10 protein-coding genes are annotated in these 12,943 nt (G+C 64.5%); 9 read left to right on the forward strand and 1 reads right to left on the reverse strand.

Annotated elements, in window-relative coordinates:
- Positions 1-22 precede the first annotated feature (22 nt).
- The 3 genes from ACFOJ9_RS33865 to ACFOJ9_RS33875 all read left to right on the forward strand — a co-directional run bounded on the left by ACFOJ9_RS33865 (position 23) and on the right by ACFOJ9_RS33875 (position 5,767).
- Complete coding sequence (locus ACFOJ9_RS33865) at positions 23-1,105, forward strand: transposase (RefSeq protein ID WP_056580349.1); 1,083 nt, start codon at positions 23-25, stop codon at positions 1,103-1,105.
- Positions 1,106-1,398: 293 nt separating this feature from the next.
- Positions 1,399-3,447, forward strand: a complete 2,049-nt coding sequence (locus ACFOJ9_RS33870) for a hydantoinase/oxoprolinase N-terminal domain-containing protein (protein WP_378985750.1) — start codon at positions 1,399-1,401, stop codon at positions 3,445-3,447.
- A gap of 151 nt (positions 3,448-3,598) precedes the next feature.
- Entirely contained in the window at positions 3,599-5,767 is a 2,169-nt protein-coding gene (locus ACFOJ9_RS33875; protein ID WP_378985752.1) for a malate synthase G, read from the forward strand.
- 47 nt (positions 5,768-5,814) lie between these two features.
- Here the strand turns inward: ACFOJ9_RS33875 and ACFOJ9_RS33880 are convergent, their stop codons facing one another.
- Complete coding sequence (locus ACFOJ9_RS33880; RefSeq protein ID WP_378985754.1) at positions 5,815-6,354, reverse strand: J domain-containing protein; 540 nt, start codon at positions 6,352-6,354, stop codon at positions 5,815-5,817.
- Positions 6,355-6,686: 332 nt separating this feature from the next.
- On the opposite strand from ACFOJ9_RS33880, the gene ACFOJ9_RS33885 reads away from it, so the two are divergent.
- The 6 genes from ACFOJ9_RS33885 (at position 6,687) to ACFOJ9_RS33910 (ending at position 12,877) form a co-directional block, all read left to right on the forward strand.
- Positions 6,687-7,829 carry a GNAT family N-acetyltransferase gene (locus tag ACFOJ9_RS33885; RefSeq protein WP_378985756.1) on the forward strand — a complete coding sequence of 381 codons (1,143 nt, stop codon included), beginning with the start codon at positions 6,687-6,689 and terminating at the stop codon, positions 7,827-7,829.
- Between the two features lie 139 nt (positions 7,830-7,968).
- Positions 7,969-8,796, forward strand: coding sequence for a MurR/RpiR family transcriptional regulator (locus tag ACFOJ9_RS33890; protein ID WP_378985758.1), 828 nt, complete (start codon positions 7,969-7,971; stop codon positions 8,794-8,796).
- Positions 8,780-9,676: an N-acetylmannosamine kinase gene (locus ACFOJ9_RS33895; protein ID WP_378985760.1), complete on the forward strand. Its 897-nt coding sequence runs from the start codon at positions 8,780-8,782 to the stop codon at positions 9,674-9,676. The genes ACFOJ9_RS33890 and ACFOJ9_RS33895 overlap by 17 nt, the downstream gene beginning before the upstream one ends.
- Before the next feature lie 55 nt (positions 9,677-9,731).
- Complete coding sequence (locus tag ACFOJ9_RS33900; protein ID WP_378985762.1) at positions 9,732-10,448, forward strand: N-acetylmannosamine-6-phosphate 2-epimerase; 717 nt, start codon at positions 9,732-9,734, stop codon at positions 10,446-10,448.
- Positions 10,445-11,461, forward strand: a complete 1,017-nt coding sequence (locus ACFOJ9_RS33905) for a Gfo/Idh/MocA family protein (protein WP_378985764.1) — start codon at positions 10,445-10,447, stop codon at positions 11,459-11,461. Before ACFOJ9_RS33900 ends, ACFOJ9_RS33905 begins: the two co-directional genes overlap by 4 nt.
- 123 nt (positions 11,462-11,584) lie before the next feature.
- Positions 11,585-12,877, forward strand: coding sequence for an ABC transporter substrate-binding protein (locus ACFOJ9_RS33910; RefSeq protein ID WP_378985766.1), 1,293 nt, complete (start codon positions 11,585-11,587; stop codon positions 12,875-12,877).
- Positions 12,878-12,943 lie beyond the last annotated feature (66 nt).

Genomic DNA, 12,943 nt, shown 5'->3' on the forward strand with positions numbered 1-12,943 from the left:
TCGGTTGTGATTCTACGCTGCGATGACTCACGAATCGCTTGTAGATGACGGCTGGGCCGAGACGATTGAGCTCCTCGGCGGTGAAGAGTTGATTGCAGGGAGTGCCCGCGAGACGAAGGCGTTTCTGCGGCCGCGGGGCGTCAGGTCGGCTACTGATCTGTTGCGCCTGACACTGGCTTACTGCCTTGGCAAGGTGGGCATGCGGGGCGTCGTGGCCTGGGCGGCGGCAAGCGGGATCGCCGACATCTCGGACGTGGCGTTGCTCGGCCGGCTGCGCAATGCAGGGCCGTGGCTGCAGCAGTTGATCGGGCACCTTTTGAAGCGCGAGGAGGAAGGCTTGCCTAAGGGCCGGCTGATCCGCATCCTCGATGCGACATCGGTTGCCAAGGCGGGTGTGCATGAGAAGAAGAACAATGGCCTTTGGCGTATGCACTGCGCCTTCGATCTTGAGCGCGAGCAGTTCGATTTCCTCGAGATCACCGACCAGAGCGAGGCCGAGCTGATCGACCGCGTGCCGGTGGTGCCGGGCGAGATCCGCATCGGCGACCGCGCCTATCTGCAGGCCGAGCGGATCGCAAAGGTCATGGCGCAAGACGGCGACGTTGTCGTGCGCGCGCCGTGGAAGAATGTGCGATGGCTCGACGCCAACGGCAAGGCGTTCGATCTCATCGGCCACCTGAAGAGCTGCCGGGAGGAGGTCATCGAAACGCCTGTCTGGCTGGGCCTCAAGAAGGGCGAGCCCCTGAAGATGCGCCTGATCGCCTTGCGCAAATCCGAGGCTGCGACACAAGAAGCGCGGCGCAAAATCAACAAGGAAGCCAAGGCCAAGGGCAAGCAGGTTCAACCGGAGACGCTGATTGCCGCCGGCTTTGTCATCCTTGTGACCTCGCTTGACCAGGAGGAGTTTCCCTCCGGCACAGTTCTCAAGCTCTATCGCATGCGCTGGCGCATCGAGCTCGCCTTCAAGCGTCTGAAGAGCCTGATCGGACTGCGCGCGCCTCCAGCCAAAGACCCAAGGATCGCAAAGCCTTGGATTCTTGCCCACTTCCTCATCGCGCTTGTGACCGAACCCCTTTCGCAGGAGTTGGGTGTCTCTCCCCCTTGAGCGACGGGCGCCCGCTGCTGTGGCGCGCCACCCGCCAGATCGTCGCCTCTCTGATCGCAGCGATCTTTGCTCAACCTCCCTTGGCAGCCCTGCGCCAAAATCTCCATGCCTTGCGACATCGATGGCGTGAGCCACCACGAAAGCGCAAATTTCAGTCCATGCCGAAGCTATCTTAGCGCATATGCCCTCAAGGGGGGAGATTACACGTGGCCCAGCGCTCGCAGCTTTATCGCCCGCTCCGTATCGGCTAAGGGCAGGGACACGTAAATTCCCCACCTGGACCGCCATCAGAAATGACCGCCAAGACCAAGCCAAAGCCAAAGCCGCTGTTCCTCGGGATCGACACCGGCGGCACCTATACCGATGCCGTGCTGTGGTCTGAGACGGAAGGCCCGCAAGAGGGGCCGAACAAGGGCAAGGTGCTGGCCAAGGCCAAGGCGCTGACCACAAGGCATGATCTGGCCGTCGGCATTTCCGGCGCCGTCGACGCGGTGCTGCGGAAGGCCGGCACCGATCCCGCCGCGATCAAGCTGGTCTCGATGTCGACGACGCTTGCCACCAATGCGTTGGTCGAGGGCCAGGGCGGTCGCGTCGCTCTGGTGATGATCGGCTTTTCCGAGGGCGACCTCGCCCGCGACGGGCTGAAGGCCGCCCTCGGCACCGATCCGGCGGTGTTCTGTCCGGGCGGCCACGACGTGCACGGCAATGCTGCGAAACTAGACCTGTCCGGGCTGGAGGCTGCGTTGCCGGAACTCGGCGCCTCGGTGTCCGGCTTTGCCGTCTGCGCCTATTTCGCCACCCGCAATCCGGCGCACGAGATCACCGCCCGCGAGCTGATCCGCGAAAAGACAGGCCTGCCGGTCACATCAAGCCACGAGCTGTCGGCCAAGCTCGGCGGCCCGCGCCGGGCGCTGACGACGCTGCTCAACGCCAGGCTGATCTCGATGATCGACCGGCTGGTCGCGGCAACCGAAGGTTTTCTCGAAGAGCGCAACATCGCAGCACCGCTAATGGTGGTGCGCGGCGATGGCGCGCTGGTTTCGGCCGCGTTTGCGCGCCAGCGGCCGATCGAGACCATCCTGTCCGGCCCGGCCGCCAGCCTGGTCGGCGCCCGCCACATGACCGGGCTCGACAATGCCATGGTGTCCGACATCGGCGGCACCACCACCGACGTCGCTGTGCTCGACGGCGGCCGGCCCAGGCTCGATCCGGAAGGCGCCACCGTCGGCGGCTTCCGCACCATGGTCGAGGCCGTCGCCATGCGCACCTTCGGCCTCGGTGGCGATTCCGAAGTGACGCTGGAAGATGGCGCGCTCAACCCGAAGATCCTGCTTGGACCGCGCCGCCTGGTGCCGCTGGCGCTGGCCGGCATGGCGCATGGCAACGCCGTCACATCGGAACTCGAACGGCAATTGCGGGCGCCCAATCCCGGCCGCATGGACGGCCGCTTCGCGGTGCGCACCGGCGTGCCGGACCGGCTCGCCGCCGGGCTGACCGGCGCCGAAGCCAAGCTCTACGAGCTGATTGGTGCCGTACCGCTCGCTGTCGACAGGCTTTTGACCTCCAACGCGCAGAACGCGACGCTGAACCGGCTGGTGTCGCGCGGGCTGGTGCATGTCGCCGGCTTCACCCCGTCGGACGCCGCCCACGTGCTGGGCAAGCAGGCGAACTGGGATCCGGTCGCCGCGCGCCTCGGCGCCGAACTGTTCGCCCGCAAGCGCGACGGCCGTGGCCAGTTCATCGCGGCTTCGCCGGAAGCGATCTCGGAGCGGGTGCTGGTGACGCTGACGCGCTGGTCGGCCGAATATATCCTCGAAACCGCCTTTGCCGAGGACGGCCTCGATGGCGCGTCAACCGTGGCGCATGCGCTGGTGCAGCGCGCCGTCGACGCGCATCCCGGCATTGCACGGCTGAGCGTGGCGCTCGACCGCCCGGTCATCGGCCTTGGCGCCTCGGCGCCGCTGCATTACGCCGGCCTGCCGCCGCTGATCGGCAATGACTGCGTGGTGCCGGAAGATACCGATGTCGCCAATGCGCTCGGCGCCGTCGTCGGCCAGGTCAGGGTGTCGGCCGAGGCGCGCGTCAGCCAGCCCCAGGAAGGGCTGTTTCGTCTTGCTTCGGGTGAAACCGTGCGCGATTTCCTCGACGAGGCGGCGGCGATCGCAGCGGCCGAGGCCGACGTCCGCGCCATCGTCGCCCAACGCGCCAGGGATGCCGGCACCGACAGCGCCGAGATCGACGTCGCGACCGAATTCCGCGTCTCAACCGTCGAAGCCCAGCGCATGTTCATCGAGGCGCATGTGGTGGCGGTGGCCTCGGGAAGGCCAAGGATTGCGGTTTAGAATGAGGCGGCGAAGCTGCCAGTCTCCCCCACACGGGGGGAGATTGGCAGCGTCACCGGCCGCTAAATATGTCCCCTTCACCCTAAGCTGAATTGACCCTGCACCCCTGACATGCCAAAGGCCCGCAAAGCCTTTCATCTGGAGTAGCCTGATGACCGATCGCATCGAGATCGCCGGATTGCGGATCGCCCGCGAGCTGCATGAGTTCGTGGCCAGGGAAGCGCTGCCGGGCACGGGCATCGAGGCGGACGCCTTCTGGAACGGTTTTTCGGCCATCGTCCATGACCTCGCGCCCAAGAACCGGGCACTGCTGGCAAAACGCGACGCCATGCAGGAGAAGCTCGACGGCTGGTATCGCGACCACGGCGCCCCCGTCGACATGGAGGCCTACAAGGCCTTCCTCAAGGAGATCGGCTATATCGTTCCGGAAGGCCCGGCCTTCAGCGTGTCGACCGACAATGTCGACCTGGAAATCGCAATCGTTGCCGGACCGCAGCTGGTCGTGCCGGTGATGAATGCCCGCTATGCGCTGAACGCCGCCAATGCGCGCTGGGGCTCGCTCTACGATGCGCTCTACGGCACCGATGCCATCCCCGAAACGGATGGCGCCGAAAAGGGCAAAGCCTTCAATCCGGCGCGCGGCGCCAAGGTCGTTGCCTGGACGAAGACCTTTCTCGACGAGGCTGCCCCGCTCACCTCGGGCAAATGGGCCGGCGTCAATGGTCTGTCGCTGGCGCAGGGCGCGTTGCGGCTGAGCGCCGGTGCCGGCTCGACGACGCTGGCCGACCCCAGGCAATTCGTCGGCTACCGTGGCGATGCCACCAATCCCGATGCCGTGCTGCTTGTGCGGAACGGGCTGCACATCGAGATCGTCATCGACCGCAACAACCAGATCGGCCGTACCGATCCGGCAGGCATCGCCGATGTCATCCTGGAATCGGCGCTGACCACCATTCAGGACTGTGAGGATTCGGTCGCGGCGGTGGATGCGCAGGACAAGGTGGTCGTCTACCGCAATTGGCTCGGCCTGATGAAGGGTGATCTGGCGGAAGAGATCACCAAGGGCGGCAAGAGTTTTGTCCGCAGGCTCAATCCCGACCGCTCCTACACCGCGCCAGCCGGCGGCACGCTGACCGTTCCCGGCCGCTCGCTGATGCTGGTCAGGAATGTCGGCCACCTCATGACCAACCCGGCGATTCTGGACCGCGACGGCAACGAGGTGCCGGAAGGCATATTGGATGCGGCGATGACGGCGTTGATCGCGCTGCACGATGTCGGGCCGAACGGCCGCCGCGCCAATTCCCGCGCCGGCTCGATGTATGTCGTGAAACCCAAGATGCACGGGCCGGAGGAAGTTGCCTTCGCCGTCGAGATATTCGACCGCGTCGAAGCGCTGCTCGGCATGGCCAAGAATACCATCAAGATGGGCATCATGGACGAGGAGCGGCGCACCACCGTCAACCTCAAGGAGGCAATCCGCACGGCCAGGGGGCGGGTGGTGTTTATCAACACCGGCTTCCTCGACCGAACCGGCGACGAGATCCACACCTCGATGGAAGCCGGCCCGATGATCCGCAAGGGCGACATGAAGCAGGCCGCCTGGATTTCCGCCTACGAGGCCTGGAATGTCGATACCGGGCTGGAATGCGGCTTGGCCGGCCATGCCCAGATCGGCAAGGGCATGTGGGCGATGCCCGATCTGATGGCGGCGATGCTGGTCGAGAAGATTGCCCACCCCAAGGCCGGCGCCAACACCGCCTGGGTGCCGTCGCCGACGGCGGCGACGCTGCATGCCACGCATTACCACAAGGTCGATGTCCACGCCGTTCAGGCCGCACTGAAGAACCGGTCCAAGGCAAAGCTCGACGACATCCTGTCGGTGCCCGTCGCGGTGAGTCCGAACTGGTCGCCGGAAGACATCCAGAAGGAGCTCGACAACAACGCGCAGGGTATTCTCGGCTATGTCGTGCGCTGGATCGATCAGGGAGTCGGTTGCTCGAAAGTGCCTGACATCAACGATGTCGGCCTGATGGAAGACCGCGCCACGCTGCGCATCTCCTCACAACACATCGCCAACTGGCTGCATCACGGCGTGTGCAGCGAGGAACAGGTGATGGCGACGATGAAGCGCATGGCTGATATCGTCGACCGCCAGAATGCGGGCGACCCGCTCTACCAGCCCATGGCGGCCGATTTCGACAAGTCGATCGCCTTCCAGGCCGCTTGTGATCTGGTGCTCAAAGGCCGCGTTCAGCCCAACGGCTACACCGAGCCGGTGCTGCACGCGCGGCGGTTGGAGCTGAAAGCGAAGCAGGGCTAAAGAACCACAGGCTGCGGGGTCTTTGACCTGGCTTCCAGCCAGAGGCGTTAGGAACCTGTATGGTCCAGGAGCCGAATAGTGGGATCGCGGCGGTGTTCGGAGTTGGCGCGATCGATGCCCTCTACCGTAATCGCGATCGTCCCGTTCTCCACTCTTGCTATCCAGCCTTTTGCTTTCAGATACCAGAGATGAAACTCGAGATGTTCTCGCGGACAGCCTGACAGGCGTTCGAGCTCTACATCTCCGACCCCAGGATTGGTGACGTCGTGCCGGCGCTTCGCGTAAAGCAGCGACAGCAGTTTGGCCTGGATCACGACATCCCGCTCGATGCCTTTGGTGTTGCTGGCTTCCTCGGTCAACTCGCGGCGAAGGCCGGCATGGTCTCTATACGCGATGTCGTATTGAGCGCGCTTGACCGGATCCTTGAGCGTATTGTGGGCTTCGACGATTTCGCTGAAGCGGGCTTCGTCGCCAGTGTGCTGATTGTCTGGATGATAGCGCATCGCAAAATAGCGAAATATGCGCTCCAGCGTTTCCGAGTTGGCGTTCGGGCTAACTTCCAAAACTTCGTAATAGTCTATGAACATAGCGGTACACCCTCAACCGCAATCATATTCGTATTGTCTGAATAAGGAATGTCCAATGCAGCCGCCAAGACTTTAGTCCGGCGTCGATGACTGGTGAAGAGGAAGAAAATGGCCGGCGCCCGTTCGGTGGGGGCCGTTGGGTGGGGGAGGACGCCGGCCAAGCGGACAATCAGGTCCGCACTGCAGAGATGGTCGATTCGTTGGGGGGCGGTTATGGCGTGATCGCGGAAGGCGACGCGGCGTCACCAACGCGACGAGGCGCCGCAGCCGAGTTGACGGTTGCGTATGGATATTTTCAAGCTATGATGGAAATCTCCAAATATGGAAAAGATATGAAAAAAAACTTCATACCCGCGGTCGAGCCGGCCACCGCCAAGGACGGCCCTGAGATCGCGTCCTTGCTAAGCTGGGCTTTCGGCTTCGGCAAGACGCGGTCCGAGGAATACATCGCCAATGTCGGCCTCTCCTCGCTGCGGCTGCTGCGCAGCGAGGGCAAGGCGGCCGCCTGTGCGGCGCTGCTCGAGACGGCGCATGTCTTCCATGGCAAGCCGGTGCGGGCGGCCAACATCGCCCATCTGGCGATCGCGCCGGAGCATCGCGGCCGGGGCCTGGCCGTCCCCTTCGTCGATGCCTTGTGTGCGGAGGCACAAGGCAAAGGTGCGGCCATCGCCACGCTGTTTGCCTCGACGCGGCCGGTCTATCGCAAGAGCGGTTTCGAGCTCGCCGGCCACGAGATCATCTACGAGGCCGAGACGGCCAGCTTGCCGGCCGCAAGCAAGCTCGCCTTCGAACGCGTCGATCTGGACGATCCGCGCATCGCCGGCGCCTATGCCGCCAAGACGGCCCGGGAAGCCGGGCTGCTCAGCCGTGGCCAACCGCATTGGAATGAATTGCGTCGAAAGCCGACGGATGCGCTGGCCGCCTATCTGGCTGAAGATGACGCGGCCTATCTCATCCTCGACATGGGCGACGAGGCCTGCCTGATGGTCCGCGACTGGTACGCCGGCTCTCCGGAGGCAGCGCAAGGCGTGCTTTCCTTCCTGGCCAGGTTCCGCTCGGTTTATCCTGTGGTGCGCTGGCATGGCGGCCCGCAGGACGATCTGGTGGCGGCGATGCCGGACAAGGGCTGGCGTCTTGCCCATCAGGAGGAGTGGCTGGCCAGGGTGCTCGATCCCGCCACCGCCTTGCGGCAGCGTGGCTATCATGTCGACGCGGCCGGGCTGGCGCTGCGGATCGGCCAGGCGGAGACGGCGCTGGAGATCGAGATCAAGGCCGGTGGCGTGGAGGTGCGCAAGGCGACCGGCGAGTACCCGACCATCGCCCTGCAGACCCCAGCCTTCGTGCAGATATTCACGGGCTTTCGCAGCGCCTCGAAACTGGCGCAGTATGGCCAGGTCGTCGGTACTGCGGCGGACATACGCCTGTGTGACCAGCTCTTCGCCGGACCGTCGCCCTGGGTGGCGGAGCATTTCTGAGCATGATCCCAAAAAGTGGATACCGGTTTTTGGACGAGATCATGCTCAAACAGGGATCGAGCATGATCCCAAGAAGTGGGAATCGGTTTTTGGATAAGATCATGCTCGGGCAAGAAGAATCGTAGCAGCAGGGAATTCCATGACACATGCGCTTATTGCCTCGCTGAGGGCGGCGGCTGGAGACATGACGCCGGCGCTGGCGCGCGTCGCCGACACGGTGCTGGCGCAACCCGAAGCCACCTTGCGCCAGAGCATAACCGAGCTTGCCGAGGCATCCGCCTCGTCCGAGGCCAGCGTCATGCGTTTCTGCCGCGACCAGGGCTTTACCGGCTTCCAGGATTTCAAGCTCGCGCTCGCCAAGGAACTGGCGACCGACGAGCGGGCCAGGGACATCGGCTTGCCGACCGACGACATCCAGCGGCTGGTGGAAACCGCCATCATCTCACTGCGCGAGACCGAGCAGCTGATTGTCAGGGAAGACATTGCCAGGGCTGCTCGACAGCTGCTGGCGGCGACGGCGATCGACTGCTTCGGCATCGCCGCCTCCGCCATCACGGCGCAATATCTAGCCTACAAGATGACCCGCATCGGCAAGCTGAGCCGTGCGCTCGGCGATGCGCATCTGGCGGTCATGGCGGCGGGAACCACGCAGCCAGGCACCGTGCAGGTGGTGATTTCGAGCTCGGGCTCGACCATAGACGCGGTGCGCATCGCCGAGTTGGCCCGATCGCAAGGCGCCTTCGTCATCGGCATCTCCAACCGCTCGAAGAGCCCGCTGGTCGCCGCCTGCGATCTTGCCCTGATCGCGTCCTGGCCGGAAACGCCGCTGACCGGCGGTGCCTTCCCGTCGAAGATCAGCCAGCTGCTGATCGTCGATGCGCTGGTGGCCGAGATGACGCGGCAGGATCCGGCACGGCTGGTGCTGCTTGGCCGCACGGCGGAGGTGGTGAGTGACCGCAGCTTCTGAGCGCCCTGTCCTGGCGATCGACATCGGCGGCACCAAGATTGCCGCCGCCGAAGTCCTCGGCCGGCAAGTGCTCGACCGGCGGCAGACGGCGACGCCGAGGACCGGCAGAGGTGACGATCTTGTCGCCGCGATTGCCAGCCTGGCACCGAAACACGCGGTCGGCGCCGTCGCCGTCGCCACCACCGGCATCGTTCGCGACGGGGCGCTGACCGCGCTCAATCCGCAGACCTTGCCGATCGAGAACGGCTATCCGCTGGCCCAGGCGCTCGAGAAGGCGCTCGGCGTGCCGCCGCTGGTCGTCAACGATGCCCAGGCGGCGGCCTGGGCCGAATTCTCCGTCGGCGCCGGCCATGGCTTCAAGAATTTCGCCTTCTTCACGGTTTCCACCGGCATTGGCTGCGGCCTGGTCGTCGACGGCCGCTTGCTGACAGGCGCCACCGGGCTGGCTGGCCATGTCGGGCATACCATGTCCGACCCCGGCGGTGTCGCCTGCGGTTGTGGCCGCCGCGGCTGCCTGGAAACGATCGCGTCGGGCACCGCACTTGCCCGTCGCGGCAGCGAGCGGCTCGGCCGCCCGTTTGGCGCGCCTGACCTGTTCGAAGCCGCTGCGCAAGGCGACAGGATCGCCGCGGAGGTGATCGCCTCTGCCGTCGATGCGCTGGTCGACGCCTTTGCCGATCTGACGGCTTCCGTCGATGTCGATTGCTTCGCCGTCGGCGGCGGCGTCGGCCTGGCAAACGGCTTCCTCGAGGCGCTGCAGGCACGTTCCCTGCAGCTGCCGCGCATTTTCCAGCGGCCGATCGTCGCCGCGCAGGCGGGCGCCGACGCCGGCCTGCTTGGGGCGGCGCTGCTTTGTGGCGAAAATCTTCATCACAAATGATTGCTTGACAAAAAGTTTCATCCACGGTTGTCTAGGGGGGTAACGCTCGAAGGAGATGCCCCAGGTGCAAGCCGATGTGCTCGCTCAGCTCGATGGAACGCTGGTTGTCTCGTGCCAGGCCGAATCCCGCATGCCGCTCGACGCTCCTGAGCACATTGCCGCCATTGCCCGGTCGGTTGTCCTCGGCGGCGCGACTGGTGTTCGTATCGAGGGTGCCGCCAACATAGAGGCCGTCCGCCGCCGGGTTGGCGTTCCCATCATCGGCCTGATCAAGGCCCGCCGTGCCGACACCGAGATTTACATCACCCCGACGCTTGCCAATGTGGCGTCGATCATCGACGCCGGCGCCGACATCGTCGCGCTGGACGCCACCAACCGCCCGCGTCCGGCGGATCTCAGGGCGATGCTCGACGCGATCGCGGCCAGGGGTCGCCTGTCGATGGGCGATGTCAGCACGCTCGACGAAGGCAAGCGCGCCATCGATGCCGGCGCCTCGGTCATCAGCACCACAATGGCCGGCTATACGCCTTACTCGAACCAGCAGCGCGGGCCAGACTTCAAGCTGATGGAACAGCTTGCCGGCGCCGGCCTGCCGTTTGTCGCCGAAGGCCGCATCTGGACGCCGCAAGAGGCCGTCCGCTGTTTCGAGCTCGGCGCCCGTTTCATCGTTGTCGGCGGCGCCATCACGCGGCCCGACGCCATCACCCGTGGCTTCGTCGACCAGGTCGCATCCTGGAGCGCCAACCCGCAATTGAAGAGGAACCAGTCATGATCGAACGCCGCCGCGTCGCCGTCATCGGTGCGGGCTTCATGGGCTCGATGCACGCCGCGATCTTCGCCAACATGGTGGGTTGCGAACTGGCGGCGATTGTCGATCCCAATCTGGATCTGGCGGGCGCTGTTGCCGCCAAGGCGCCGGGCTGCCAGGTCTACGCCAGCCACGAGGCGCTGCTGGCAGCCGAGCGCGACCTCGACCTCGTCTCGATCTGCACCCCCGACAATCTGCATCTGGCGCCGGCGGTTGCAGTTGCCCGGGCCGGCATCAACGTCTTCGTCGAAAAGCCGATCTCCTCCAAGGTCGAGGATGCACAGGCGATCATCGCGGCATGCGAGGCGGCCAAGGTCAAGCTCGGCGTCGGTTATCTCCTGCGCTTCGACCCGCGCTACGCGGCGGCCAGGGAGTTGATGACATCGGGCAAGATCGGCGAGCCGATCCACATCTATGCCCGCCGCAACAGCGCGCGCACCGAGGGCCCCAAGCGCTATGGCGGCAAGCTGCCGTTGGCGCTGCATGTCACCGTGCACGACGTCGACATGGTGCTGTGGATGCTCGTCGGGCAGCACCCGGTCTCCGTTTACGCCCAGCAGACCGACAGGCTGCTCGGCGCCTCCGGCACGCAGGACAGCCTGGCTGCCATCGTGCGCTTTTCCGGCGGCACGGTGGTGAATTTCGAAAGTGCCTGGTCGCTGCCGGCCGGCGCCCGCCACATGATCGATGCCCGCATGGAGCTGATCGGCACCGAAGGCTCGTTCGAAGTCCAGTGCGGCGACAGTGGCCTCTACTACGCCAGCAATGAAAGCTCGCGCGAGATCGACACCCAGCATTGGCCTGTCGTCAACGGCCGCCTCGACGGCGACCTGGCGCGTCAGCTCAGCGGCCTGCTGGGCTGGCTGGATGGCGCTGACATGCCGATCGCCAGCGGCCGCGATGCGCTTCGTTCGCTCGAACTGACACTGGCGATGATGCAATCGGCGGAGAGCGGCGAAATCGTGCGCCTCGGCTAGATCCCGAACCGAAGGTCAGCGAAGCGAAAAATGCAAACTGGTTCTCAGAAAAGATCACGCCCAAACAGACAGATAGAGAGAATTTGAACGAGGCCAAGCGGCCCAACAATGGGAGACGAAAACATGCTTACCAGACGCAATGTGTTGATGCTTACCGCGGCCATCGCCGCACTTGCCACGGCCTTGCCGGCTTCTGCGCAGGACAAGCCGTTCGACGGGGTGCAACTGTCGGTGCTGCTCGAAGGCCATCCGACAACCGACGCCATCCAGAGGATGCTGCCGGAATTCAAGCAACAGACCGGCATCGACGTCGCGCTCGAAATCGTTCCCGAGGGCGATATCACGGCAAAGGAATTGCTGGAGTTCTCCTCCAAGTCCGGACGCTATGACGTCGTCCAGAACAACATCATCTATTTGCCCGGATTCGTGAAGTCCGGCTTCATCGTGCCGCTCGACGACTTCCTGGCCAAGCATGCCGCGCAGTTCGACAAGGCCGATTTCGTGCCCGGCTATTTCAACACCAATGTTCTCGACGGCAAGGTCTACGGGCTTCCGGTCTATGGCGAGAGCACCTTCGTCATGTACCGCAAGGACCTGTTCGAACAGTATGGTCTCCCCGTACCCAAGACGTTCGAGGACATCGAGAACGCGGCCAAGACGATTTCGGAAAAGACCAACAAGCAGATCGCCGGCATCACCATGCGCGGCCAGCAAGGCATCCAGGGCGTTTATGTCTGGGCCGCCTATCTCTGGGGCTTCGGCGGGTCGTTTCTCGATGCCAGCGGCAAATCGGCGCTGGCAACGCCGGAGGGGGTCGCGGCACTCGACGCCTTCACCAAGGTGCTGAAGGACTACGGCCCGGTCGGCGTCGCCAATTTCGGCTGGGAGGAAAACCGGCTGCTGTTCCAGCAGGGCAAGGCGGCGATCACGCTCGATGCCACGGTCAACGGCGCCTACAATGAAGATCCCGCCGCCTCCTCGGTGGTCGGCAAGGTCGGCTATGTGCCGGTGCCGATGAAGTCGTCCTCGCCCAAGGGCGGTTCGTCGTCGCTTGCCGTCCATTCGATGTATGTCTCGGCCGAATGCAAGAACCAGGAGGCGGCCGCGTTCTTCGCCGCCTGGGCGACCGCCAAGGAGCAGCAGCTGAAGGCGATCGAAACCGATCCCAACTCCGGCGTGACATCGCTTGCAGTGCTCAACAGTGACAGCTTCAACAAGCGCTACGGCGCCTTCAAGGAAGGCATGATTGCCGCCATCAACGCCGGCAATCCGCAATATCTGCCGACCGTCGAGCAGGCCAATGAGATCATCAACAACACCGGCATTGCCGTTTCCAAGGCGCTTTCCGGCACCGCCAGTACCGCCGACGCCCTGAAAGAGGCAGATGAAGCCAACAACGCCGCGCTCGCCCGATAAGCGGGCAGGCGTGCCCTGCGGCGTGCGCTCCCTGTGCGCGGCAGGGCGATATCCTGAACTGATGGA

The organism is Mesorhizobium cantuariense (assembly GCF_042647205.1).
GTDB classification, from domain to species: domain Bacteria; phylum Pseudomonadota; class Alphaproteobacteria; order Rhizobiales; family Rhizobiaceae; genus Mesorhizobium; species Mesorhizobium cantuariense.